This is a genomic window from Kitasatospora sp. NPDC032757 (genome assembly GCF_055579305.1).
Window position 1 is genome coordinate 389,596 of sequence record NZ_JBVINN010000002.1, and the last position, 24,447, is coordinate 414,042.

Consider the following 24,447-nt stretch of genomic DNA (forward strand, 5'->3'; position numbering starts at 1 on the left):
CGGCCCGGCCGACTTCCTGTGCGGGTGGGGCGGCCGGACGCGCCGGAGGGGGAGCCGGTGGGCCGGCTCCCCCTCCGAGAGGTGGTGCGGTCAGCGGCCCGCGAGGGCGTGGACGAACTTGGTGCCGTCGATGGTGCCGAGGCCGCTGGCGAGGTCGTAGCCCTTGGCGGCCTGGTAGCCCGTCACCTTGTCCCAGGAGTTGTCGCCGGCGGTCACGTCGACCAGCCCGCTCCACTGCTGCGGGAGCAGGTTGAGGCCGTAGAGGCGCCAGTTGAGCTGGCCGAGGCGGTGGCCGGCGAGCTGGTCGGCGAGGGCGACGACGCCCGAGAAGATCGGGGTGGCCTCGCTGGTGCCGCCGGTGAGGTGCCAGCCGACGGAGGTCGGGTCGTAGGACTCGTACGTCCAGGCGCCGCCGTCCACGGCCGCGCTCATGCTGATGTCCGGGGTGCCGCGGTGGTTGCCGGTGACCCCGGCCACGCCGGCCTGGTACCACGGGCGCTCGAAGACGCCGGACACGCCGCCGCCGCCCGCGCCGTAGTTGTCGTGCCAGACCTTGTCGGGCGCGGTGCGCTTGCCGGCGTCGTCCAGGCTGAGCTGGGTGCCGCCGATGGAGGTGACCAGCGGGTCGCTGGACGGCCAGGAGTTGACCTTGTACGGGTAGAGGTCCTCGCCGTTCTCCTGGGCGTCGGTCGCGCCGTTGTCGCCGGAGGCGGCGAGCACGGTGACGTCGCGGTCGGCGGCCTCCTTGAAGGCGTAGCGCAGGTCGGTGAGCGACTTGAAGTTGCCCTTGTCGAAGCCGGGGAAGGTGTTCTCGGTGGCACCGAAGCTCTGCGAGATCACGTCGGCGCGGCCGGACTTGATGATGGCCTTCTCGGCGTCCATCATCTCGGGCAGGCCGGTGGTGCCCTCGGTCTCGGCGACGCCGGTCTCGACCAGGACGATGTGCGCGTCGGGCGCGATGGCGTGGGCGTACTCGACGTCGAGGGTGGTCTCACCCGCCCAGCCGGTGTGGTCGGCGTTGGTGGGGTCGAACGGCGGGACGTTGCCCCACTTGACGACCTCGACCTGGGTGTCGGGGATGCCCCACTGCTTGTCGAAGACCTCCAGGTCGTGCTGGATGGTCGGCGAGCCGAAGGAGTCGACGATGACGATGGTGCGGCCCTTGCCGGTGATGCCCTGCTGGTACAGCGGGTCGAGGTTGTAGGCGGTCCGGTACTGGAGCGGGGAGTAGCAGTGGATGCCGATCTGGCTGACGCACTGTGAGGTGGGCAGTGGCGCGGTGCGCCCGGTGGCGCTGACGTGCCCGGCGGAGGCGGGGCGTACGTGCACACCGGCCAGGCTGCCGGAGGCCGTGGCGCTCACGGCCGGAACGGAGAGCGTGCCGGCGGTGAGGGCGGTGGCCCCGGCGGCGAGCAGGGCCAGGGCGCGGCGGAGGGTGGCGGGGCTGCCCATGGGACTCCTTGGGACGCAGGGCCCGACCTGTTTCGGTCGGGTCGGTCCGGCCATCCCATCGAGCGCCACATGATCATGCCATAGTCATTTCGTACTGCCGGCATGGTCACGCCTGGCCACCGGAAAAGGTAAAGGCCGTCCCAGGTGAAGGTAACCCATCACCGGGGACGGCCATCTGACGAAACGTCAGAAGTGGTCAGCGTGCCCCACCATTGACGTACAGTGTCTGCCCGCTGACGTACGAGGCGTCCTCGCTGGCCAGGAAGGCGACCACCGAGGCGATCTCCTCCGGCTGCCCGACCCGCCGCAGCGGCGTCCGGGCGGCGACCTCGGTCTGGTGGTCCTCGGCCGAGGCGCCCACCCGCTCGGCGGTGGCGGCGGTCATCGCGGTGGCGATGTAGCCGGGGGCGACGGCGTTGACGTTGATGTTGAACGGGCCCAGCTCGATGGCCAGGGTGGCGGTCAGCCCCTGGATGCCGGCCTTGGCGGCGGCGTAGTTGGCCTGGCCCCGGTTGCCGAGCGCCGAGCGCGAGCTGAGCGAGACGATCTTGCCGTACTTCTGCGCCACCATGTACTTCTGCGCGACGTGGCTGCAGTTGTAGGCGCTGGTCAGGTTGACCGTCAGCACCGCGTCCCAGTCGGACTTGGGCATCTTGAAGAACAGGTTGTCCCGGGTGATCCCGGCGTTGTTCACCAGGACGTGCACCCCGCCGAGGTCCTGCGCCACCTGCGCGAACACGGCCTCCACCGCGTCGTAGTCGGCCACGTCGCAGCCGTACGCCCGCGCGGTGCCGCCCTTCGCGGTGATCTCCTCGACGGTGCCGGCGGCGCGCTCGGCGGTGAGGTCGACGACGGCGACGGCCGCGCCCTCCTCCGCCAGCAGCCGCGCGGTGGCCGCACCGATACCCTGCGCCGCGCCGGTGACGACGGCGACCTTGCCTGCGAAGCGAGTCACAGCTGCTCCTTCGATCAATGGGGAATGGGGGACGATCGTGGGCTCGCGGCCCTCAGGCCGATTCCACGAGAACGGCGGTGCCCTGGCCGACGCCCACGCACATGGTGGCCAGTCCGCGGCGGGCGCCGCTGCGGCGCATCCGGTGCAGCAGGGTGGTGAGGATACGGGCGCCGGAGCCGCCCAGGGGGTGGCCGAGTGCGATGGCGCCTCCGGTCGGGTTCACCAGCTCCGGATCGATGCCCAACTGGTCGACGGAGGCGAGTACCTGGGCCGCGAAGGCCTCGTTGAGCTCGGCCTCCTCCACCGCGTCGACCGACCAGCCGACCCGGCCGAGCGCCTTGCGGGTGGCCGGCACCGGCCCGATGCCCATGACGTCCGGGTGCACCCCGGCGGAGGCACCGGCGACGTAGCGGCCGAGCGGCTGGAGGTCCAGTTCGCCGAGAGCCTCCTCGCTGACCAGCACCAGGCCGGCCGCGCCGTCGTTCATCGGGGAGGCGTTGCCCGCCGTCACCGTGCCGCCCGCCCGGAACGCCGGCTTCAGCCGGGCCAGCTTTTCGAGGCTGGTGTCCTCGCGGATGCTCTCGTCCTGGCCGACCGTCACCCCGTCCGGCCGCTCGACCGGCACGAGTTCGGCGTCGAAGTGGCCGTCCTTGCGGGCGGCGGCGGCGCGCTGGTGGCTTCGGAGCGCGAAGGCGTCCTGCCGCTCGCGGGTGATGCCGTAGCGGGTGGCGACCTCCTCGGCGGTCTCGCCCATGGAGAGGATGCCGTGCAGGTCGGCCATCCGGGGGTTGGTGAGACGCCAGCCGAGCCGGGTGTCAAAGGTTTCGATCTTGTGCGGCAGCGCCTCGTCGGGGCGGGGGAGGACGAAGGGGGCGCGGGTCATCGACTCGCAGCCGCCGGCCACCACCACGTCGGCCTCGCCGGAGCCGATGGCCCGGGCGGCCATGGTGACGGCCTCCAGGCCGGAGGCGCAGAGCCGGTTGACGGTGGCGCCGGGGACAGTGTCGGGCAGGCCGGCCAGCAGGACGGCCATCCGGGCGGCGTTGCGGTTGTCCTCGCCGGCCTGGTTGGCGGCGCCCCAGTAGACGTCGTCGATCCGGGCGGGGTCGAGGGCGGGCACGTCGGCGAGCAGGGCGCGCAGCACGGTGGCCGAGAGGTCGTCGGGGCGGACCGTGGCGAGCGCTCCGCGCAGCCGGCCGATGGGTGTGCGGCGGGCTGCGGCGAAGTAGACAGGACGCACGTCGTCGGGCTCCTTATCAGCGGGAACAGCGGAACAGCGGGAACAGCGGGAACTGCGGGAAGAGCGGGGAGAGCAGGAACAGCGGGAACAGCGGGGCTAGAAGGCGTTGACGCCGGTGAGCGCGCGCCCGATCAGAAGCTTGTGGATCTGGCTGGTGCCCTCGTAGAGCGTCATCACCCGTGCGTCGCGCAGGTACTTGCCGACCGGGTACTCGTCGATGAACCCGTAGCCGCCGAAGACCTGGAGCGCGTTGTTGGCGGCCCGGACGGCGGCCTCGCTCGCGTAGAGCTTGGCGACGGAGGACTCGGTGGCGAACGGCAGGCCGCGGTCGATGTGGTCGGCGACCTTCCAGGTGAGCAGGCGGGAGGCCTCGACGTCCACGGCGATGTCGGCGAGCAGCTCCTGCACCAGCTGGTGCGAGGCGATCGGCTTGCCGAACTGCTCGCGCTCGCCCGCGTACCGGACGGCGGCGTCCAGGCAGGCCCGGGCGATCCCGACGCAGCCGGCGGCGACCGACATCCGGCCCTTGGCGAGCGCGGCCATCGCCACGCCGAACCCCTTGCCGACTTCGCCGAGCCGGGCGGAGTCGGGCACCCGGACGCCGTCGAGGGCGAGTTCGGCGGTGGCCTGGCCGCGCAGGCCGAGCTTGCCGTGGATCTCCGTGCGGGTGAAGCCGGGCAGGTCGGTGGGGACGAGGAAAGCGGTGACGCCCTTGTGTCCCGCCCCGCCCGTCCGGGCGAAGACGAGGGCGACGTCGGCCCAGGTCCCGTTGGTGATGAACATCTTGGTGCCGCTGATCAGCCAGTCTCCCCCGCCCTTCGGGCGGGAGGTGTCCCCGTCGTCCCGGACCGCGCGGGTGGTGAGGTTGGCGGCGTCCGAGCCGGTGCCGGGCTCGGTCAGCGCGAAGCAGCCGAGGGCTTCACCGGAGGTGAGCCGGGGCAGCCAGTGCCGCTTCTGTTCCTCGCTGCCATAGCTGTTGACCGACTTGGCGACCAGGCCGAGCGAGACCGAGACGATGCCGCGCACGGCGGAGTCACCCCGGCCGAGCTCCTCCAGGGCGAGGCAGTAGGCGAGATGGTCGCCGCCGCTGCCGCCGTACTCCTCGGGGAGGGTGAGCCCGAGCAGGCCGAGTTTGCCGAGTTTGCCGATGATCGCGCGGTCGACGGACTCGGCGCGGTCCCACTCGGCGGCGTACGGGACGATCTCGCGGTCCGTGAAGGCGGCCGCCAGGTCACGGAGCGCGGCCTGCTCCTCGGAGAGCTCCAGGTTCATCGGGACCCCGTTAAACTAGCGCTGCAAGTTTTATGGGGGGACTGTAGCCCCGACCGGGGCGCACTGGGAAGAGGCGCCTGCCAGAATCGGTCCCCGCCCACTCGAACGCATCCACCGGTCCGAGACCGGCCCGCACCGACCGACCCACCCGCGCAGCGACCGACCCGTCTACCGACCGACCCGCGCTCCCACTCCGCCCGCACCCACCCCGCCCGAACCCATTCGACCCGGAGGCACCGCGACGATGGCCCGCCCGCGCACCCCCCTGCTCAGCCGCGAGCGCATCGTCACCGCCGCGCTCCAGCTCATCGACGCCGAGGGCCTGGCCGCGCTCTCCACCCGCCGCCTCGCCACCGAGCTGTCGGTCAGCGGGCCGTCGCTCTACAACCACTTCGCCACCAAGGACGAACTGCTGGACGCGGTGGTGGACAGCGTGATGGGCGAGGTCGACCTGTCGATGTTCGGCCGGGAAGCGGCCTGGCCGGAGGCGCTGCGCGACTGGGCTCGCTCCTACCGCGCCGCCCTCGCCGCGCATCCCGACATCGTCCCGGTGCTGGCCCAGGGCCCCGGGCGGCGGCCGAACGCGCTGAGGCTGGCCGACGCCGTCTTCGGCTGCCTTGTCGAGGCCGGCTGGCCGCGTGGGCAGGCCACCCGGATCGGCGCGCTGATGCGGTACTTCGTCGCCGGCTCGGCGCTCGCCTCGTTCGCGGCGGGTTTCCCCGAGGACGCCGGGGTGTACGACGCCGCCGACTACCCGCACCTCGGCGAGGCCCACCGGCTGGCCGAGCACCGGAGCGCGATCGACGAGGGCGCGTTCGAGACCGGGCTCGAAGCGCTCCTCGACGGATTGCTCCTACGGTACGAACGCACCGTCCCGCACCGCTGAGCGCCCCCTCGCCGACCCATCCGGCCGACCCCCCACCCGGCCGCGCCCCCGCCGCGCCCCGTCCGCGGGACTCACCAGGGCTCGCGGGCCACGAAGGCCGGCCGCAGCGACGGGTCCACCGGGTCGTAGTACCGGTGGTAGACGGGGGTCAGCCCGCCGGAGACCGGCGGCACGATCCAGCTCCAGTCGGCGGGTGTGGCCCGGCCGAGCCGCTTCTCCTGGGCGACGTGCTTGAGGAACCGCTCCGACTCGGTGTGGTGGTCGGCCATGGTCACCCCGGCCTCCTGGAACGAGTGCAGCACCGCGACGTTGAGCTCCACCAGCGCCCGGTCGCGCCAGAGCGTGCGGTCGCTGGAGGTGTCCAGCCCGAGCCGCTCGGCGACGGTGGCCAGCATGTCGTACCGGTCGGCGTCGGCGAGGTTGCGGGCGCCGATCTCGGTGCCCATGTACCAGCCGTTGAACGGCGCGGTGGGGTAGCGCACACCGCCGATCTCCAACGTCATGTCGCTGATCGCTGGCACCGCGTACCAGTGCAGGCCCAGGTCGGCGAACCAGTCGTGGTCGGGGTGGACGAGCTCGACCTCCAACGTCGTGTCGTCCGGCAGCTCGTACCACTCGGGGCGCTCACCGGGCCGCTCCTGGACCAGCAGCGGCAGCACCTCGAACCGGCCCTCGCCGCACTTCCAGCCGAGGTCCCGGGCGCGGGCGGCCAGTTGGGCGCCGGCCGGGTCGCCGATCCAGCCACCGTCCGCGCCGGGGTGGCCGGCGTAGCGGATCAGCTGCTGGTTGAGGATGCGGGCGGCCGGACGGCCGGGCCGGTCGGGGGCGAAGACCGAGATCACCGGGCGGATCCGGCCGCCGTTGCCGGCCACCCGCAGGTGCTCGAAGCACTCGGCGGCGATGTCGTCGGCCGAGGCGAGGTGCCGCAGGTCGCGGACGACCAGGCTGCGCCAGTACAGCCGGCCGATGCAGCGGGCCGCGTTGCGCCAGGCCAGCTTGGTGCCGTACGCCAGCTCGGCCGGCGTGTGCTCGTAGGTGCCGGTGCGGTCGATCTCGTCGAGGACGGCCCGCACCCGCTCGGCCGGGTCCCCGGCGGCGGGCTGCTCGCGGTGGAACTGCCGGACGAACGCTTCGGCCTCCGCAGGATTGGTGAAATGACCGGGGCCGGTGAAATGACCGGGGCCGGTGAAGTGACCGGGGCCGGTGAAGTGACCGGGGCCGGTGAAGTGGCCGGCCCCGATGACGTGGGCCGCCTCCGGCGCCTGGTCGCGGGGGGTGAGCGAGCCGGTGCCGTGGTCGGTCAGCCGCCCGACCGGGTGCCCGGGCGTCTGGACGGGCGCCGGCCCGGCGGGCTCGGGCGCGGGGTGCGCATGGGCGTACGGACAGCCGGCGGCAGGCGCTGCCACGGGTCTGCGGGTGCTGCGGGTGCGAAGCCGGTTGAAGATCAAGGACTCATCCCTCCTGGCCACCAGGAGTACCGGAGGTGTGCGCCCCGCCGCAGAGAGTGAACGATTCGGCCCCCGCACCCGCGCCGGGGGCGCTAGGGTGCGGGGGCCGAAGGTCGGACTGTCGGATCAGCCCATGGCTTGCGTCAGCCCATGTCCTCCAGCCGGATGCCCTTGGTCTCCTTCATGAACCGTGCCACGAAGAGGATCGACAGGGCCGCGAAGGCCGCGTAGACCAGGTAGGTCGCCGAGAGGTTCCAGCGCGAGAGCGACGGGAACGAGACGGTGATCGCCCAGTTGGCGATCCACTGCGCGGAGGCGGCGACGGAGAGCGCGGCGGCGCGGATCCGGTTGGGGAACATCTCGCCGAGCATCACCCAGACCACGACGCCCCAGGACATCGCGAAGAACAGCACGAACGCGTTGGCGGCGATCAGGGCGACGGTGCCCTGGAGGTCCGGGAGGGTGACGTTGTCGCCGCTGCCGGTGGCGGAGGAGAACGCCCAGCCGCAGGCGGCCAGGGCGACGGCCATGCCGGCCGAGCCGATCAGGGCGAGCGGCTTGCGGCCGATCCGGTCGACCAGCAGGATCGCGACCACCGTGCCGAGGATGTTGATGACCGAGCCGATGAAGCTGATCAGCAGCGAGTTGCTCTGGTCGATGCCGACCGACTGCCAGAGGATCGACGAGTAGTAGAAGATCACGTTGATGCCGACCAGCTGCTGGAACACCGAGAGGCCGATGCCGACCCAGACGATCGGCAGCAGGCCGAAGCGGCCGCCGAGCAGGTCGCGGAAGCGCGGCTGGTGGTCGGAGTCGATCAGGCCCTGGATCTCGGCGATCCGGGCGTCGGTGTCGGCGTCCTTGCCCTCGACGTCGGCGAGCACGGCGCGGGCCTCGTCCAGGCGGCCGGCCGAGATCAGGTAGCGCGGGGACTCGGGGATCATCGAGGAGAGCACGAAGTAGACGGCGGCGGGCAGCACACAGATGCCGAGCATCCACTGCCAGGCCTCCAGGCCGAGCAGGTGGCCACGGGTCTCGCCGCCGGCGGCGTCCGCCAGCACCCAGTTGACCAGCTGGGAGATCGCGATGCCGAGCACGATCGCGGCCTGCTGGAAGGAGGCGAGCCGGCCGCGGTACTTGGTCGGCGCCACCTCGGCGATGTAGGTCGGGGCGATCACCGAGGCGATGCCGATGGCCGCTCCGCCGAGGACCCGCCAGCAGGCGAGGTCCCAGGCGGAGAACGGCAGCATCGAGCCGACCGCGCTCACCGCGAAGAGCAGCGCACCCGCCTTCATCACCTTGATCCGGCCGTACCGGTCGGCGAACCGGCCGGCCACCGCGGCGCCGATCGCCGAGCCGAGCAGCGCCGAGGAGACGATCAGGCCGGTCACGCCGTCGCCGACGCCGAACTTCTCCTGGATGCCCGAGACGGCCCCGTTGATCACGGAGCTGTCGTAGCCGAACAGGAATCCGCCGAGGGCCGCGGCGGCGGTGATGAAGACGACGAAGCCGAGGCGGTCGGTGGATCGGGCCTCCGCCGCCGAGGGCTCCGTCGGCTCCGTGGGCTGCTGGGTGACGCTCACGATCTTGACTCCTGATACTCAACGCTGAGCTTGGTGCCGAGATCGTAACCCGTCAATGTTCAAATGTTGTACGTGGGATGCCCATCAAGTCCCTTTTGCCATTAGTAAAGTGAACTATCAAATCCGAGCTTCGGCCGGCGAGGCCAGCGACAGTCCGAACCGTCCCCCGTCGTCCGTCCACCAGCGGCTCAGCCGCAGGCCGGCCGCCGCCAGTTCCTCCGCGACCCGCTCCCGGCGGAACTTCGCCGACACCTCGGTGCGCAGCTCCTCGCCCGCGTCGAAGTGGACCGGCAGGTCGAGCACCGGGATCTTCACGGTCTGGGAGCGCAGTGAGCGCAGCCGCATCTCGATCCACTCCTGCTCCTCGTCCCAGAGCGCCACGTGCTCGAACGCGTCCGGGTCGAAGTCGGCGTTCAGCTCGCGGTTCAGCACGTTGAGCACGTTCCGGTTGAACTCCGCCGTCACCCCGGCCGCGTCGTCGTAGGCGGCGACCAGTACGCCCGGGTCCTTCACCAGGTCGGTGCCGAGCAGCAGGAAGTCGCCCGGGTCGAGGGCGGCGCGCAGGCCGCGCAGGAAGGCGGCCCGCTCGGTGGGGAGCAGGTTGCCCAGGGTGCCGCCGAGGAAGGCGACCAGGCGCGGGCCGCCGTCCGGGGGCAGCCCGAGCCGGGCGGTGAAGTCGGCCAGTACGCCGTGCACCGTCAGCCCCGGGTACTCCTCGGCGAGCGCCTCTCCGGCGGAGGTCAGCGCGCTCTCGCTGACGTCGACCGGGACATAGGTGTGCAGGGTGCCGAGGTCGCGCAGGGCGTCCAGCAGCAGCCGGGTCTTCTCGGAGGAGCCGGAGCCCAGCTCGACCAGGGTGCGGGCGCCGGTGGCGGCGGCGATCTCGCCGGCCCGGGCGGTCAGGATGGCCCGCTCGGCGCGGGTCGGGTAGTACTCCGGCAGCCGGGTGATCTCCTCGAACAGCTCGCTGCCCCGGGCGTCGTAGAACCACTTCGGCGGGAGCCACTTCGGTTCGGAGGTCAGACCGTGCTGCACGTCGTGCCGCAAGGCGGTGCTGAAGTGGTCGGCGGGCAGCAGCCGGGTGAGATCAAAGGTGCTCATGACAGATGGGTCCTCGGTTCAAAAAGTGAAGGGGAGAGGGAGGAAGACTCAGAGCGCCCGAACGGCTCCGAGCGGCTCGACCGTGATGCCGTCCGGGCCTGCCAGCAGCAGCGAGCGGTCCGGGACGGCCGTCCAGTCCGGGTGGTCGTCGTACGGCTCGGAGGCCACCACCACCCCGCGCCCGGGCAGGGTCCGGTGGTGCAGGGTGTCGCCCCAGCTGGTCGCGGCGATGGCACGGCCGTCGGTGAGCAGCAGGTTGAGCCGGCCGGTGGTGTGGGCGGCCACGTCCGCGACGGTGCCGGCCAGTGCCTCGCCGAGGCCCGCGCCGGCGCGCAGCCGGTGCAGCGCCAGGCCCCAGAGCAGCGCCGAGTCGGTGCGCGCCACCAGCTCCAGCAGCTCGGCCGGCGGCAGCAGCCCGGCCAGGGCGTCGAGCTTCTCCGGCCAGCCGGCCACCGCGCCGTTGTGGCTGAACAGCCAGCGCCCGCCGGCGAACGGCGCGGCTGCCTCCTCGCCCGCCGCGCACCCCTCGGTGGCCGAGCGGACGGCCGCCAGCAGCGCCCGGGTGCGGATCACCCGGGCGAGGTCGGCGAACGAGGAGTCCGCCCAGATCGGCCCGGCCCGCCGGTGGCGGGCCGGCACCTCGTCGCCGTCGGCGTACCAGCCGAGGCCGAAGCCGTCCGCGTTGACCGTGCCGTACTGCTGCGTCCGCGGCGCCCAGGACTGCCGGTAGAGCCCGAACGGCGGCTCGACCAGCAGCTCCCCCGGTGCCAGTGGCTCGCCCAGGTAGGCGATGTGGCGGCACATCAGTCCGACTCCACATCGGCGGCGGTGCGGAACCCGGCGAAGATCTGGCGGCGGATCGGGTAGTCCCAGTTGCGGAAGGTGCCCCGGCAGGCGACCGGTGCGACGGCGAAGCAGCCGCCGCGCAGCACCTTGTACTCGGGCCCGAAGAAGACCTCCGAGTACTCCTTGTACGGCCAGGCCCGGAAGCCCGGGTAGGGGTGGAAGTCGCTGGCCGTCCACTCCCACACGTCGCCCATCAACTGCCGTACCCCGTCGGGCGATTCGCCGTCCGGGTAGCTTCCGGCCGGGGCCGGGCGGAGGTGGCGCTGGCCGAGGTTGGCGTGCTCGGGCGCGGGCGACGCGTCGCCCCACGGGTAGCGGCGGGAGCGCCCGGTGGCCGGGTCGTGCCGGGCGGCCTTCTCCCACTCCGCCTCGGTCGGCAGCCGCCGGCCCGCCCACCGGGCGTACGCGTCGGCCTCGTACCAGCTGACGTGCAGCACCGGCTCGTCGGCCGGCACCGGCTCCAGCAGGCCGAACCGGCGGCGGAGCCACTGGCCGCCCTCGCGGTGCCAGAACAGCGGGGCGGTCAGCCCGGCCTTCTGCCGGTGCTCCCAGCCCTCGGCGGTCCACCAGTGCGGGTCGTCGTAGCCGCCGTCGGCGATGAACCGCAGGTAGGCGCCGTTGGTGACGGGCGTGGTGTCCAGCCGGAAGGCCGGCAGCTCGACCCGGTGCGCCGGTCGTTCGTTGTCCAGCGCCCACGGCTCGGTGTCGGTGCCCATGGTGAACGGGCCCGCCGGGATCACCACGTCGGCGGGCAGCGTGGCCGCGTCCGCGGGGGCGGGCGGCGGCGGGGGAGCGGCCAGGGCGGGCTCTCCCCTGCGGAGCTGATGGGTGATCAGCATCGTCTCGTCGTGCTGCTGTTCGTGCTGGGCGATCATGCCGAAGGCGAACCCGGCGTCCAGTAGCGGCGCGCCCTCCAACGGACTCTCGCCCAGCAGGTCGAGCACCCGGCCGCGCACCTCGTGCGCGTACGCGCGGGCCTCGTGCGGAGGCAGCAGCGGCAGGCTGGGGCGCTCGGCACGCGGGTGCTCGAAGGCGTCGTAGAGCGGGTCGATCTCGGGGTGCATCGGATCCCGGCCGCCCACGTTCCGCAGCAGCCAGAGCTCTTCCTGGTTGCCGATGTGCGCGAGGTCCCAGACCAGCGGGGACATCAGCGGTGAGTGCTGGGCGGTCAGGTCACGGTCCTCGACGCAGTCGGTGAGCGCGGCGGTGCGGGCGCGGGCGGCCAGCAGCTCGGCGGCGATCATCTCCCGGAGGGCCTCCGGCGACAGGGTCTCCAGCGGCGCGGCTGCCGGGGCGGGGGCGCCGGTCGGGCGGGCGTCGTCGATCATGGTGCGGCCTCCTCCGGGGGAGTGCGTCGGGTGCCGGAGCGCAGTGCGTCCAGCTGGTCGTCGGCCGGGCAGCGGCCGCGCGCGGGGTAGCGCTCGGCGAACTCGGCGACGGCGGTGCGCAGCCGTCCGGCGCCGGGCAGGCGGCCCAGCGCGGCGTCGGCGGCGGCGAAGCAGGCGAGGGTGGCGCGGCGCAGCTCGGGGTCGGCGACGGCCAGGGTGGCGGCCCGGCGCCAGGCGTCGCTGCGCGGCGGACGCGGGCCGTCGGCGCACTCCAGCGGCTCCAGCGCGGCGAGTGCGGCCTCGGCGGCCACCGGGTCGTCCAGCAGTGCGGTGACCAGGGCGGCGGGGACGATCCAGCCGTCGCCGGGCTGCGCGTCGATCATCCGCAGCTCCAGGTGGCCGCGCGGGCGGACCGGCGGGAACAGCGTGGTGCGGTGGTAGTCCAGGTCGGCCAGGGTGGGCGGGCGCTCGCCGGCGCCGCGCAGCCAGTCGGCGAACGTCATCCCGGCCGGAGCGGTCCAGGGCAGCCCGTCGGGGCGGCGGATGCAGAGCACCTCGGCGTCCAGCACGTACCGGGTCCAGGCCTCGCGCGGGTCGCCGTGGTCGGGGGCGGGGGCGAGCGTGCGGGTGGGGTCCATCCGGGACCAGACGGTCTGCCGGGTGGACCGGTGGCCGGTGGGCCTGCCGTCCAGCAGCGGGGAGTTGGCGAAGGCGGCGACCAGCACCGGACCCAGCCGGTGGGCGAGGCGCCAGCGCCGGTCCAGCGCGTGCGGACCGTCCGCGGCGCCGGCGTCCAGGCAGACCTGGACGGACGCGGTGCCGGTCATCATGATCCGGCCCCAGGGGCCGGCCGAGTTGAAGAACCGTTCCATCGCCAGGTAGCGCGGGTGGTCCAGCACCATCTGGCGCGGACGGGCGAGGGGGTCGGTGCCGGTGCCGGTGAGGCGCAGGCCCTGGGCGGCGAAGGCGGCCCGCAGGGCGGCGAGATCGCGTCGGGTGTCGTCGACGCAGGCGGTGAGGCCGTCGGCGGGCGGGGAGCTGAGCTCGACCTGTCCGCCGGGTTCGAGAGTGAGGCGGGCTCCGGAGGGGAGCGACGTCCCGTCGGGGCCTCCGAGGGGCAGCGCGTCCAGTGCGGCGTGCAGCCGCTCCGGTTGGACGGGGCGGGTGGGACATCGGTCGTCATGGACGAACCACTCCACCTCGACACCGATCAGCCGGGGCGGTCCGATCTTGAAACAGACGCCGGCCATGTGGCGGCGTGCCGCCGATTCGGTGAGCGGTGTCACCCCGCTCGGGGGCGGGTCCGTGCTGGGGCGGGCGGTCGGGCTGGTCGGGCGAACGGGTGTCACCGGACTCACCATCCTCGGGATCACGATTGCGGCCCGGTCTACCCTGCCCAGTCTGCTACGGACCATGCGGGGGCGCTCCGCAAACATCTCGTGAAGAGATGTCGTCGCAGGTCAGAGGGGGTGCAATCGGGTGATCCGGGGCTCCGGGGGAGTCTCGCCCGGGCCCCGGCGGAGTCATTTCCGGGGCCCCGGCGGAGCCACGCCCAGGCTCCGGGCAGCCCCTCGGCCGGGCCTCGGGCGGACCTCAGCGGAGCCGGGCCAGCCGCTCCAGGACGGTCTCCAGGACAGGGCCCGGCAGCGCGTAGTTGAGCCGCAGCGCGCCGTGCCCGCCCGGCCCGAAGTCGGCCCCGTCGGAGGCCTCCAGACCGCACCGCTCCAGCAGCGCCCCCCGCGCCCCGGCCGGCGGCAGGCCCAGCGCGACGGCGTCCACCCAGAGCAGGTACGAGGCCTCGGGCGCGGAGACGACGGCGCCGCCGAGCAGGCCGGTCAGCCGGTTCCGGGCGGCCGCCAGGTGCGCCAGCAACGCGTCCAGCCACGGGCCGCCGTGCCGCAGCGCCGCCTGCTGCACCTCCTGCTCCAGCAGCCCGCCCTCCCAGAGGCCGTAACCGGCCATCACGTCGGTGAGCCGCTCGCGCAGTGCGCCGTCCGGGACGAGCGCGAAGCAGCTGGGGATGCCGGAGGTGTTGAAGGTCTTGCCCACCGAGTTGAGCGTGACGGTCCGCTCCCGGTACGGGCCCGCCACGGCGACGGCCACCGGGTGCCGGTGCCCCGGGTGGGTGAGGTCGCCGTGCACCTCGTCCGAGACCAGCACCGCGCCGGCCTCCGCCGCCGCCCCGGCGAGCGCACGGATCTCGCCCTCGTGCCAGACCCGCCCGGACGGGTTGTGCGGACTGCTGAGCAGCACCGCCCCGGCCCGGCGCCCCGCCAACGCGGCCACCGGCAGCCGGTATCCCGCGTCGTCCCGGGGCAGCGGCACCTCCTCGTACGGCAGCGCGGCGGACCGGCAGAGCTGGGCGAAGCCGCCCCACTCGGGGGCCGGGAACAGCACCGGCCCGGCCGGGCGCACCGCCTCCAGCAGCAGCCGGACGGCGGTCCGCGGGCCGGCCGGCAGCAGCACCACCCATGCCGGATCCACCGTCACCCCGTGCCGCTCCCGGTACCACCGCGCCACCAGCGCCCGCCCGGCCGGGTCGCACACCGTGTACCCGTACGCGCGGTGCCCGGCCCGGTCCGCCAGGGCGCGGGCGACGGCGGCCGGGCCGGGCAGGTCCATGTCGGCGAGGCTCATCGGGATCACCCCGTCCGCCCCGCCGCCGGCCCGCGCCCACTTGCTGCTGCCGGTGCCGGCGCGGTCGAAGGGGCGGTCGAAACCGAAGTCCTCGGGCGGAGCGCTCACGGCAGGGGCCTCCCGGTACGGCGGCGGGCGAAGACGTCCACAGCCACGCTAGCCGCATCGGACGATCACTCGAACCGGGCCGCCCGGAGCCGGTGGCCGCCTGGCTGACGACCGTCACCCGGCTGCTGCGCGGCTGGCTGTTCGACCGAGGCCAGCGGGGTGACGGGCGCCCGCCGACCGCGGTCAGCCGTCGGCGGCCCGCGCCCCGCCCCTGCCCAGGTACCCGGCCAGCCCCCGCCGCCCCCGCCACATCATCGCGGCGTGGTTGGCGCGGAAGACGGGGTGCAGGGGGAGGGCGAGCCGGCGCAGCAGGGGCTTGGCCGGCCGGGTGTCCTCCTCGAAGAGCACGCGGCTGCCCGCGCCGTCCGCGGCGCCCGGGCCGTCCGGGGTGACGGTCCAGCGGGACCAGCCGGTGAGGTCGCCGTGCATGGCGGCCTCCAGCACCCCGGCGGCCGGGTCGCGCCGGACCCTCTCCAGCCCGATGACCAGCCGGTACGGCAGCAGCGCGCGCACCTCCACCTCGCCGGCGTCCGGGCCGGTCTCCCGGGCGGTGCGGATCTCGGGCCACCAGAGCGGGTAGCTCCGCACGTCCTCCAGTGCCGCGTACACGGCGGCCGGCGGCGCGGGCAGTCGCCAGGCGCCGCGGAATCGGTAGTGGTTGGGGTCCACCTGCCGAACGGTACTCCCGTCCGCCCGCCGGGCAGGGCCCCTGCGCGTCACTCCGGTTCGGCCAGCGTGAACGCCGTGTTGACCAGTGCGACGTGGGTGAACGCCTGCGGGGTGTTGCCGAGTTGGCGGCGGGAGCGCGGCTCCCACTGCTCGGAGAGCAGCCCGAGGTCGTTGGCGAGCCCGACCACCCGGGCGAACAGTTCGCGCGCCTCGGCCCGCCGCCCGGTCGCGGCGAGCGCGTCGGCGAGCCAGAACGAGCAGGCCAGGAAGGCGCCCTCGCCGCCGGGCAGGCCGTCGGTGCGCTGGTGGGCCTGGTAGCGGCGGACGAGGCCGCCGTGGTCGAGGCCGTCCCGGACGGCGTCCACGGTCCTGATCACCCGCGGGTCGTCCGGCGGCAGGAAGCCGCTCTTGACCACGAACAGGGTGGCCGCGTCGAGCCCCTGCCCGCCGTAGTGCTGGACGAAGACGCCGCGCCGCCGGTCGTAGCCGTGCGCGCAGACGTCGGCGTGGACGGCGTCGCGCATGGCCCGCCAGCGGTCGACGGGCGCGGGCAGGCCGGTGGCCTCGGCGAGCCGGACGGCGCGGTCGGCGGCGACCCAGGACATCACCTTGGAGTGGACGAAGTGCTGCCGCCCGCCGCGGACCTCCCAGAGGCCCTCGTCGGGCTCCCGCCAGTGCTGTTCCAGGTACTCCATCAGGGTCCGCAGCAGGGTCCAGACGTGCCGTTCCATCGGCAGGCCGGCCAGCAGTGCGAGGTGCAGGGTGTCCACCACCTCGCCGTAGACGTCGAGTTGGAGCTGGTCGACGGCGGCGTTGCCGAACCGGACCGGCCGGGAGTCCTCGTAGCCGGGCAGCCAGTCGGCGACGGTCTCACCGAGGACGCGTTCGCCGGCGACCCCGTACACGGTCTGCAGGTCGCCCGGGTCGCCGGCGATGGCGCGCAGCAGCCAGCGGCGCCAGGCGGCGGCCTCCTCGCGGAACCCGCCGCGGAGCAGGGCGGAGAGGGTCATCGAGGAGTCGCGCAGCCAGCAGAACCGGTAGTCCCAGTTGCGCATCCCGCCGATCCGTTCGGGCAGGGAGGCGGTGGGCGCGGCGACGATCCCGCCGGTGGGGGCGTAGGTGAGCGCCTTGAGGGTGATCAGCGAGCGCAGCACGGCGTCCCGCCACTCGCCGCGGTACCGGCAGCCGGCCGCCCACCGCTGCCAGTCGCGCAGGGTGGCGAGCAGGGTCTCCTCGGGGTCGGTGCGCGGGGTGGCGGTCAGGTGGGAGGGCTGCCAGGTGAGCACGAAGGCGATGCGGTCGCCGGCGGTGACGGTGAAGTCGGAGACGGTGATGCCGTCCACGCCGTAGGTGTGCACGCCGGGCGGGACCCGTAACCAGACGGAGTCCGGCCCGGCGACGGCGACCCGGTGCCGGCCGGTGCGGCGTACCCAGGGCTCGATCCGGCCGTAGTTGAACCGCAGCCGCAGCTCGCCGCGGACCGGGACGGTGCCGCCGAGGCCCTCCACGATCCGGATGAGTTGCGGGGTGCGGCTGTCCGGTCCGCGCTGGGGCATGAAGTCGGTGATCCGCACCGAGCCGCCGGGTGTGCGCCACTCACTTTCCAGGACGAGGCTGTCGCCGAGGTAGCGGCGGGCGGAACACTGCGTGCCGCCGACGGGGGCGAGCCGCCAGGCGCCGTGCTGCCGGTCGCCGAGGAGGCCGGCGAAGCAGCTGGGGGAGTCGAACCGGGGCAGGCAGAGCCAGTCGACAGATCCGTCCCGGCCCACCAGGGCAGCGGTCTGCAGGTCGCCGATCAGGGCGTAGTCCTCGATGAGTCTGGCCATCGGCTCCATTGTCCGGCCCGCTCGCCTTCCCGGCAGGGCGGGGAGCCGGCCCCGGGCGCGGGCGGGCGCCGGGCGGGTGCCGGGTGGCCCGGGGCGGCGCACGGGCGGACACGGGCCGGAACGGAGGCGGACCCTCCGGCAGGACGGGAGAGCTCCGCTTGCACCCGTTCGGCGTGCAAGGGAGGATCTTTTGTGCTTGTAGTCTCATCAGTCCCAGCCGTCCCTTCAGACAGCTGGCTTCCCGGAACCGGAGTGAAGGAGTCCTTAGGATGCGGCGACCGAACTGGGTACCGGAGGGCACGGACCTGGACAAACCGAACGCCGCGCGGGTCTACGACTACTATCTCGGTGGTTCGCACAACTTCGAGGTGGACCGGAAGATGGCCCGCAAGGCGATCGCCCTCTGGCCGGAGCTGCCCCAGATCATGCGGTCCAACCGGGCCTTCCTGCGCCGCGCCGTGCAGTTCGTCGCCGAACGGGGCGTCACCCGTTTCCTGGACATCGGTTCCGGCATCCCCACCTTCGGCGCCGTGCACGAGATCGCCCGGGCGATCCGCCCCGAGGCCGAGGTGGTCTACATCGACCGCGACCCGGTCGCCGTCGCGCACAGCCGGCTGCTGCTGGAGGACGACCCGAAGAGCTCCGTCGTCCAGGCCGACCTGCGGGACATCGACGACCTGATGGCCCGCCCCGAGGTGCGGTCCCTGCTTGCGGCCGGCGAGCCGGTGGCCGTGCTGCTGGTGGCCGTCCTGCACTTCGTCAGCGACTCCGAGGACCCGTGGAAGCTGGTCGAGGTGCTGCGCGACGCCCTCCCGCCGGGCAGCGCGCTGGTCCTCTCGCACGCCTCCCTGGAGGGCCGCCCGGACCAGGCCGAGGACCACCAGAAGCTGTACAGGATGACGCCCACTCCGCTGACCATGCGCACCCACGAGCAGATCACCGCGATGTTCGCCGGCTTCGATCTGGTCGAGCCCGGTGTCGTCTACCTGCCGCAGTGGCGGCCCGACCAGCCGGAGGCCGTCGGCCAGCACCCCGAGCGGATGACCGGGGTGGCGGGCGTGGGGTTCCGCCCGTGAGTGATGCGCCGGTGCCGAGCAGTGCCGAACGGTTCCACGAGGACTGGTCGCGGCTGCTCTCCGGTGACCATGGCACGGCGGTCCACCCCGGCCTGCTCGGCCGGCTCGTCTCCCGGACCGCCGCGCTGCTCCACCGTGCCCAGCAGGACGACCCGTTCGAGCCGCACCTGGCCGCGCAGGCCGGTGCCGAACTGGTGGACGCGCACTTCACCGACCCGGTGGTGCTAGCCCGGGCCGTGGAGCTGCTCCAGGAGCAGCCGGTCACCGACGACCGCGGGCCCGCGCTCTGCGGCGCCTTCGCGGCCGGCTGGGCGGCTGCCCTCCGTGAGCGGACCCTGCGCGAGCAGGAGGCCATCCGCACCGCCGCCGACATGGCCCGCAAGGAGGCCGAGCGGGCGCTGCGCGCCTCCGAGGCGCGGTTCCGCGCGCTCTTCGAGAGCGCGGCGATCGGCATCGGCATCGGCGACACCGAGGGCAACATCCTGGCCGTCAACAAGGCTCTCCAGGAGCTGTTCGGGGCCGGCCCGGAGGACATGCAGGGCCGCCGGGTCGGCGACCTCGTCCACCCCGAGGACGCCCCGGGCGTCTGGGAGGCGTACGAGGACCTGATCAGCGGCAAGCGGGACTACTTCCAGTTCGACAAGCCGTACTACCGGCAGGACGGCGAGGTGGTCTGGACCCACCTGACCGTCTCGCTGATCCGTGACGACGACGGCGTCCCGCAGTACCAGGTGGCGATGCTGGAGGACATCACCGACCGCTACCGGCTCCAGGAGCGGCTGCGCCACCAGGCCACCCACGACCCGCTGACCGGCCTGCCCAACCGGGCGGCCTTCTTCGAGCGGCTGGAGAAGCTCTTCGAGGAGCCGGACCCGGGTGCCCGGTTCGGTCTCTGCTATGTGGACCTCGACGGCTTCAAGGTGGTCAACGACAGCCTCGGCCACGACACCGGAGACCAGCTGCTCTCCGCCGTCGCCGCCCGGCTGAAGGCCGCCCTGACCCCGCTCGGCCACCTGGTCGCCCGGCTCGGCGGCGACGAGTTCGTCGTCCTGCTGGAGAACTGCCGGGGCGAGCAGGAGGCCGTCGCCGCCGCCAAGACCGTGCTGAAGGCACTGGCCGGGCCGGTCCTGATCGGCGATCACAAGCTCGCCGTCGGCGCCAGCGTGGGCGTGCTGGAGCGGCGCGTCTCGACCACCACCCCCGGCGCCGCCGTCCGCGCGGCGGACCTGACGCTGTACCGGGCCAAGGAGGCCGGCCGCGGCCGCTGGACGCTCTTCGACCCCAAGGAGAACGCCCGCGCGGTCAGCCGCTACGCCGTGTCCGTCCGGATGCCGGCCGCGCTCGACCGCGGCGAGTTCTTCATCGACTACCAGCCGTTGTACGCGCTGGCCGACGGCCGGCTGGCCGCCGTCGAGGCGCTGGTGCGCTGGCGCCACCCGCAGTTGGGGGTGCTCGGCCCCGACGAGTTCGTCACCACCGCCGAGGAGACCGGCCTGATCATGCCGCTCGGCCGCTGGGTGCTGGAACAGGCGTGTGGCCAGGCGGCCGACTGGATCAGGCGGTTCGGCGACGACGCGCCGCAGCTGAACGTCAACCTGGCGGTCCGTCAGGCCCGCAGTGCCGCGCTGGTGGCCGACCTCGCCCGGATCCTCGAATCCACCGGCCTGGACCCGGCCCGGCTCCAGCTGGAGATCACCGAGTCCACCGTGGTCGGCCCGGAGGACGAGGCACTGCGCACCCTGCACGGGCTGGTCGACCAGGGCGTCTCGCTCGCCGTGGACGACTTCGGCACCGGCTGGTCCAACCTGGCCTACCTGCGCGACCTGCCGGTCTCGGGGCTGAAGATCGCCGGCTCCTTCGTGGGTGACCTGCACGATCCGGCCAAGGACGAGGAGACCGGCTGGCGGATCGTCAGCGGCCTGGTGTCGATGGCGCACGCGCTGGGCCTGACCGTCACCGCCGAGGGCGTGGAGACCCTGCGGGACGCCGAGCGGCTGCGCACCATCGGCTGCGACTGGGCGCAGGGCTGGCACTTCGGGCGGCCGGTGCGGCCGGGCGAGATCGCCCGCCGGATCGCCGAGGAGCCGGAGGGCCGGCCGGTCGGGGGCTGAGGACCGGTGGGGCCGGGGGGCGGTCGGGCCGGGGATCGGCCGGGGGCCGGGGATCGGCCGGGGGCTGAGGACCGGTCGGGAGCGAGGGCCGCTCGGCGTGCGGTGCCCGTGCGGGGGGCGCCGACGGACGTATGCCGAATCGGGCATAAAGAACCAATTATGACAAACCACTTGACGTGATGCCGGTCACCTGGGCACGATGAGGCCCTGGCACACCTCGCACCTCCGTGCGGGAAGCACATTCGGCCAGTTCGACAGACCGGCGCTTCGGCGCCCGAGAGAGCCGGCGGCGCGCACCCCCATCCGGCCGCCCGAGTCGCTCTCCACGTTTTCGGCAGTCCCCTCCCGGGGACTTCCCTCCGGGGCCCCGCCCGCCCCGCGTATCAGTCGCGCACCGGGCCCGCCCCGTTCCGTCAGGGGCCGCGCCGTGCCCGGCGCCCGCCCGTCGCCTCCCCCCGAGAGGCCGTTCTCGATGAGCACCACCCTGCCCCCCAACGTCGTTCCGTACTCGAACCATGACGGCCGGCCTCAGCGCCGCGCCGAGGACCGGGTCACCGTCCGGCGGCCGATGCGCCGGGCCGGGGACGGCGTCGCCAGCAAGCACGGCGTCACGCTGGTCGTGCCCGCCCAGAACGAGGCCCGCAACATCCCCTGGGTGTTCGAGCAGATCCCGCGCTGCGTCGACGAGGTGATCCTGGTCGACGGCTCGTCCGACGACGCCACCGTCCCGATGGCCCGGCACTGCCTGCCGACCGTCCGCAGCGTCCAGCAGTGCGGCCCGGGCAAGGGCAACGCCCTGCGCACCGGCTTCGCCGCCGCCACCGGCGAGTACATCGTCATGATGGACGCCGACGGCTCCATGTGGCCCGGCGAGATCCCGCACTTCCTGCACTTCCTCGACCACGGCTTCGACCTGGTCAAGGGATCCCGGTGCATCGCCGGCGGCGGCTCGCTGGACTTCACCAAGGTCCGCTCGCTCGGCAACCGCGCCCTGCTCGCCGTCGTCAACCGCCTGTACGACGCGAGCCTCACCGACCTGTGCTACGGCTACTGTGCCTTCCGCCGCTCCTTCCTGGACGCTCTCGACCTGCGCTCCACCGGCTTCGAGATCGAGGCCGAGATGATCGCGCACGCCCTGCGCTCCGGACTGCGGATCGCCGAAGTGCCGAGCCTGGAACTCCCCCGCCGCAGCGGTCGCTCCCACCTCCACGCCATCTCCGACGGCCGCCGGGTGCTGAGGACCCTGATCTCCGAGCGTCCCGGCGCCCGGGCCTCGGCGGCCGCCCCCGCGGAGGAGCGACGATGAATGGCCCCGACCGGCGCACCGCAGCTGCCTGCCCGCGCCCCGCCGCCCGCGACTCGCTCTACACCCCCGTCCGTGTCGTCGACCTGGACCTGGACGAACCGGGCGAGCTGCGCTCCCCCGGAGGTCTCGGTGCCGCCGACCCGGACGGCCGCGTGTTGGCGTTGGTGCGGCTGCACGGACACCCGCTCGGCTTGGTCACGGCCACCGGAACAGCTGGCGACAGTGCCGCGCTGCGCCGGGCGCTGGTCGACGCCGCTCACCGGGAACTGCGTGTTCCCGCCCTGTCCACCGCGACACCCGCGGCGCGTCCCGGTCGGGTCGGCCGCGCCCGGGTGCCTGCGGGCCCGCCGACGGTCTCCGTGATCGTCTGCACCCGGGACCGCGACGAGATGCTGCCGCGCTGCCTGGACTCCCTGGTGCGGATCGGCGATCCCCTCGTCGAGGTGATCCTGGTGGACAACGCACCCAGGAACGACGCCACCGAGAAGTTGGTCCGATCGCGCTACGGAGACCGGATCCGGTACGTGAGGGAGCCCCTGCCCGGCCTGTCCCGGGCCCGTAACCGCGGCCTCGCGGCCGCGCGCGGTGAGCTCTGCGCCTTCACGGACGACGACGCCATCGCCGACTCCCGCTGGGTGAACGCCCTGGTGGAGGCGTTCCAGTCGGACGAGCGGATCGCCTGTGTGACCGGCCTGGTGCTGCCCGCGGAGCTGGACACCAAGGCACAGCTCGTCGTGGAGCAGTACTGCGCTCCCAGCCGGGGCTTCGAGGCCCGCAGCTGGTCGCTCCCGGCGCCCATGGACGACCCGCTGGTCCAGTTCTCCGTCGGCCGGTTCGGCATGGGGGCCAACATGGCCTTCCGCACCGCGGTACTCCGGGCCCTCGGCGGCTTCGACCCGGCCACCGGCACCGGGACGCCCTCGCGGGGCGGGGAGGACCTGCTCTCCTTCCAGCAGGTCCTGACCGCGGGGTACACCGTGGCCTACCAGCCCGACGCGATCGTGTGGCACCGGCACCGGCGGACCATGGAGGCGCTCGCCCACCAGGTGAGCGGGTTCGGGGTCGGGTTCGGCGCGTACCTGGCGGCGGCGGTGTCCCACCGGCCGAGCCTGCTCACCGAGCTCGTCCGGAGGCTGCCCTACGGCGTGTGGCGCTGGCACGTCAGCCACCGGCTCGGCGCCCGAACCGGGCCGGCCGACGGCGACACCCTGCGCGGCCTCCGCAGGCTGGAACGCCGTGGGCTGCTGTACGGCCCGTTCTGCTACCTGTTCACCGTCTGGCAACAACACCATCCCAGGTCTGGAGGTCGGCTGTCATGACCACCCCGATCGCGCTGCCGCCCGCGCCCGTCGAGGTCGCCGAGCTGGATCTCGAACACCCGGACGAACTGCACCGTCCCGGCCGGGGCGACGTGTTCTCCCCGAGCGGCCGGGTGCTGGCCCTGATCCGCCGCGGGGGACAGCCCCTCTGCCTGGTGACCGCCGAGGCCGCGCCCGGTGACCCGGCCGCACTCTGCCGGGCCCTGGCCGCCGCAGCGGCCCGCGAGCGGGACCCGCGCGCACCGGCCGCGGTGCGGCCGGAACCGCCGGCCGACGCCCCGCTCGTGAGCGTCATCGTCTGCACGCACAACCGCGTCGACCTGCTGCCCCGCTCCCTGGACGCCCTCCTGGCCGGCACCTACCGGCACGTCGAGGTCATCGTGGTCGACAACGCCCCCTCCGACCGGGCCACCGAGCTGCTCGTCGCGCTCCGCTACCCGGGCCGGGTCCGGTACCTGCGCGAGCCGGTGCCCGGCCTGGCCCGTGCCCGCAACCGCGGCCTCGCCGTCGCGCGCGGGAAGATCTGCGCCTTCGCCGACGACGACCTCCTGATCGACGAGGGCTGGGTGGCCGCCCTGGTCGACGGCTTCCGTTCGGACCCGCAGGTGGGCTGCGTGACCGGCCTGGTGCTGCCCGCCGAGCTGGACACCCGGGCGCAGATCGCGCTGGAACGGTACTGCGGCTACGCCAAGGGCTTCACCAGCCGCAGCTGGTCGCTCGGCGAACCGTCCGACGACCCGCTCTTCCCCTTCGCCACCGGCCGGCTCGGCACCGGGGCCAACATGGCCTTCCGCACCGGCGTCCTCCGCTCGATCGGCGGCTTCGACCCCGCGACCAGCACCGGCACCCCGGCGCGCGGAGGAGAGGACCTGCTCTCCTTCCTCCAGGTCCTGACCTCCGGTCACACGGTCGTCTACCGGCCGGACGCACTGGTGTGGCACCCGCACCGCCGCTCCATGGAGGCGCTGACCGCCCAGGTCTTCGGCTTCGGCGTCGGCTTCGGCGCCTATCTGGCCGCAGCCACCCGTCGGCAGCCGCGCCTGCTCGCCGCCCTGCTCGCCCGAGTGCCGCACGGGGTCCGGCAGACCCTGCACCGCGGTGACCCGGCCGCCGCCCGCCGCGACCCGCTGATGGTCCACCTCGGGCGGCTCGAACTCCTCGGCCTGCTCTACGGGCCGGTCTGCTACCTGCGCAGCGTCCGGTTGCAACGCCGGGCCGACACCTTGGCGAGGCCGTGATGTCCATCCTTGACCACACGCGCTCCAGGCGGCGGACGGCAGCCGC

At 73.6% G+C, this 24,447-nt stretch carries 19 protein-coding genes; 6 read left to right on the forward strand and 13 right to left on the reverse strand.

The window, feature by feature from the left end:
• Positions 1-90: 90 nt before the first annotated feature.
• The 4 genes from ACZ5WK_RS04850 to ACZ5WK_RS04865 form a co-directional block, all read right to left on the reverse strand.
• Entirely contained in the window at positions 91-1,452 is a 1,362-nt protein-coding gene (locus ACZ5WK_RS04850; RefSeq protein WP_465544965.1) for a S53 family peptidase, read from the reverse strand.
• Between the two features lie 196 nt (positions 1,453-1,648).
• Positions 1,649-2,407, reverse strand: coding sequence for a 3-oxoacyl-ACP reductase FabG (gene fabG / locus ACZ5WK_RS04855; protein WP_396320018.1), 759 nt, complete (start codon positions 2,405-2,407; stop codon positions 1,649-1,651).
• A 52-nt stretch (positions 2,408-2,459) separates the two neighbouring features.
• The gene (locus tag ACZ5WK_RS04860; RefSeq protein WP_465544967.1) at positions 2,460-3,647 is read right to left on the reverse strand and encodes a thiolase family protein; all 1,188 of its coding nucleotides are present in this window, start codon (positions 3,645-3,647) and stop codon (positions 2,460-2,462) included.
• A 96-nt stretch (positions 3,648-3,743) separates the two neighbouring features.
• Positions 3,744-4,919, reverse strand: coding sequence for an acyl-CoA dehydrogenase family protein (locus tag ACZ5WK_RS04865; RefSeq protein WP_465544969.1), 1,176 nt, complete (start codon positions 4,917-4,919; stop codon positions 3,744-3,746).
• A gap of 244 nt (positions 4,920-5,163) precedes the next feature.
• On the opposite strand from ACZ5WK_RS04865, the gene ACZ5WK_RS04870 reads away from it, so the two are divergent.
• A complete protein-coding gene (locus tag ACZ5WK_RS04870; RefSeq protein WP_465544971.1) occupies positions 5,164-5,805 on the forward strand; it encodes a TetR/AcrR family transcriptional regulator in 642 nt (213 codons plus the stop codon).
• Positions 5,806-5,876: 71 nt separating this feature from the next.
• Here the strand turns inward: ACZ5WK_RS04870 and ACZ5WK_RS04875 are convergent, their stop codons facing one another.
• The 9 genes from ACZ5WK_RS04875 to ACZ5WK_RS04915 form a co-directional block, all read right to left on the reverse strand.
• On the reverse strand, positions 5,877-7,211 hold the full coding sequence (locus tag ACZ5WK_RS04875; RefSeq protein WP_465544973.1) for a nitric oxide synthase oxygenase: 1,335 nt from the start codon (positions 7,209-7,211) through the stop codon (positions 5,877-5,879).
• A 185-nt stretch (positions 7,212-7,396) separates the two neighbouring features.
• Complete coding sequence (locus tag ACZ5WK_RS04880) at positions 7,397-8,836, reverse strand: sugar porter family MFS transporter (protein ID WP_465544975.1); 1,440 nt, start codon at positions 8,834-8,836, stop codon at positions 7,397-7,399.
• Positions 8,837-8,953: 117 nt separating this feature from the next.
• Entirely contained in the window at positions 8,954-9,937 is a 984-nt protein-coding gene (egtD, locus tag ACZ5WK_RS04885) for an L-histidine N(alpha)-methyltransferase (protein WP_465544977.1), read from the reverse strand.
• 48 nt (positions 9,938-9,985) lie between these two features.
• A complete protein-coding gene (gene egtC, locus ACZ5WK_RS04890) occupies positions 9,986-10,741 on the reverse strand; it encodes an ergothioneine biosynthesis protein EgtC (RefSeq protein ID WP_465544979.1) in 756 nt (251 codons plus the stop codon).
• On the reverse strand, positions 10,741-12,111 hold the full coding sequence (gene egtB / locus ACZ5WK_RS04895) for an ergothioneine biosynthesis protein EgtB (protein ID WP_465544981.1): 1,371 nt from the start codon (positions 12,109-12,111) through the stop codon (positions 10,741-10,743). Before egtB ends, egtC begins: the two co-directional genes overlap by 1 nt.
• The gene (gene egtA, locus ACZ5WK_RS04900; protein WP_465544983.1) at positions 12,108-13,460 is read right to left on the reverse strand and encodes an ergothioneine biosynthesis glutamate--cysteine ligase EgtA; all 1,353 of its coding nucleotides are present in this window, start codon (positions 13,458-13,460) and stop codon (positions 12,108-12,110) included. The genes egtB and egtA overlap by 4 nt, the downstream gene beginning before the upstream one ends.
• A 244-nt stretch (positions 13,461-13,704) precedes the next feature.
• Positions 13,705-14,856, reverse strand: a complete 1,152-nt coding sequence (locus ACZ5WK_RS04905) for an aminotransferase class I/II-fold pyridoxal phosphate-dependent enzyme (protein ID WP_465544985.1) — start codon at positions 14,854-14,856, stop codon at positions 13,705-13,707.
• Positions 14,857-15,039: 183 nt separating this feature from the next.
• A complete protein-coding gene (locus tag ACZ5WK_RS04910) occupies positions 15,040-15,525 on the reverse strand; it encodes an SRPBCC family protein (protein WP_465544987.1) in 486 nt (161 codons plus the stop codon).
• 47 nt (positions 15,526-15,572) lie between these two features.
• Positions 15,573-17,351 carry a glycoside hydrolase family 15 protein gene (locus tag ACZ5WK_RS04915; RefSeq protein ID WP_465544989.1) on the reverse strand — a complete coding sequence of 593 codons (1,779 nt, stop codon included), beginning with the start codon at positions 17,349-17,351 and terminating at the stop codon, positions 15,573-15,575.
• 269 nt (positions 17,352-17,620) lie between these two features.
• Here ACZ5WK_RS04915 and ACZ5WK_RS04920 point away from each other — a divergent pair, with 269 nt between their 5' ends.
• The 5 genes from ACZ5WK_RS04920 to ACZ5WK_RS04940 all read left to right on the forward strand — a co-directional run bounded on the left by ACZ5WK_RS04920 (position 17,621) and on the right by ACZ5WK_RS04940 (position 24,401).
• Positions 17,621-18,427, forward strand: a complete 807-nt coding sequence (locus ACZ5WK_RS04920; protein ID WP_465544991.1) for an SAM-dependent methyltransferase — start codon at positions 17,621-17,623, stop codon at positions 18,425-18,427.
• Positions 18,424-20,538 carry a putative bifunctional diguanylate cyclase/phosphodiesterase gene (locus ACZ5WK_RS04925; RefSeq protein ID WP_465544993.1) on the forward strand — a complete coding sequence of 705 codons (2,115 nt, stop codon included), beginning with the start codon at positions 18,424-18,426 and terminating at the stop codon, positions 20,536-20,538. Before ACZ5WK_RS04920 ends, ACZ5WK_RS04925 begins: the two co-directional genes overlap by 4 nt.
• Before the next feature lie 472 nt (positions 20,539-21,010).
• The gene (locus tag ACZ5WK_RS04930; RefSeq protein ID WP_465544995.1) at positions 21,011-21,844 is read left to right on the forward strand and encodes a glycosyltransferase family 2 protein; all 834 of its coding nucleotides are present in this window, start codon (positions 21,011-21,013) and stop codon (positions 21,842-21,844) included.
• Positions 21,841-23,163, forward strand: coding sequence for a glycosyltransferase family 2 protein (locus tag ACZ5WK_RS04935; RefSeq protein ID WP_465544997.1), 1,323 nt, complete (start codon positions 21,841-21,843; stop codon positions 23,161-23,163). Before ACZ5WK_RS04930 ends, ACZ5WK_RS04935 begins: the two co-directional genes overlap by 4 nt.
• Positions 23,160-24,401: a glycosyltransferase family 2 protein gene (locus tag ACZ5WK_RS04940; RefSeq protein WP_465544999.1), complete on the forward strand. Its 1,242-nt coding sequence runs from the start codon at positions 23,160-23,162 to the stop codon at positions 24,399-24,401. The genes ACZ5WK_RS04935 and ACZ5WK_RS04940 overlap by 4 nt, the downstream gene beginning before the upstream one ends.
• Positions 24,402-24,447 lie beyond the last annotated feature (46 nt).

What these genes read in the sequence shown, in the direction of transcription:
- ACZ5WK_RS04940 (WP_465544999.1), top strand. Translation starts at nt 23,160, where the DNA reads ATGACCACCCCGATCGCGCTGCCGCCCGCGCCCGTCGAGGTCGCCGAG.
- egtB (WP_465544981.1), bottom strand. Translation starts at nt 12,111, where the DNA reads ATGATCGACGACGCCCGCCCGACCGGCGCCCCCGCCCCGGCAGCCGCG.
- ACZ5WK_RS04915 (WP_465544989.1), bottom strand. Translation starts at nt 17,351, where the DNA reads ATGGCCAGACTCATCGAGGACTACGCCCTGATCGGCGACCTGCAGACC.
- ACZ5WK_RS04865 (WP_465544969.1), bottom strand. Translation starts at nt 4,919, where the DNA reads ATGAACCTGGAGCTCTCCGAGGAGCAGGCCGCGCTCCGTGACCTGGCG.
- egtD (WP_465544977.1), bottom strand. Translation starts at nt 9,937, where the DNA reads ATGAGCACCTTTGATCTCACCCGGCTGCTGCCCGCCGACCACTTCAGC.
- ACZ5WK_RS04850 (WP_465544965.1), bottom strand. Translation starts at nt 1,452, where the DNA reads ATGGGCAGCCCCGCCACCCTCCGCCGCGCCCTGGCCCTGCTCGCCGCC.
- ACZ5WK_RS04930 (WP_465544995.1), top strand. Translation starts at nt 21,011, where the DNA reads ATGAGCACCACCCTGCCCCCCAACGTCGTTCCGTACTCGAACCATGAC.
- egtC (WP_465544979.1), bottom strand. Translation starts at nt 10,741, where the DNA reads ATGTGCCGCCACATCGCCTACCTGGGCGAGCCACTGGCACCGGGGGAG.
- ACZ5WK_RS04920 (WP_465544991.1), top strand. Translation starts at nt 17,621, where the DNA reads ATGCGGCGACCGAACTGGGTACCGGAGGGCACGGACCTGGACAAACCG.
- ACZ5WK_RS04870 (WP_465544971.1), top strand. Translation starts at nt 5,164, where the DNA reads ATGGCCCGCCCGCGCACCCCCCTGCTCAGCCGCGAGCGCATCGTCACC.
- ACZ5WK_RS04935 (WP_465544997.1), top strand. Translation starts at nt 21,841, where the DNA reads ATGAATGGCCCCGACCGGCGCACCGCAGCTGCCTGCCCGCGCCCCGCC.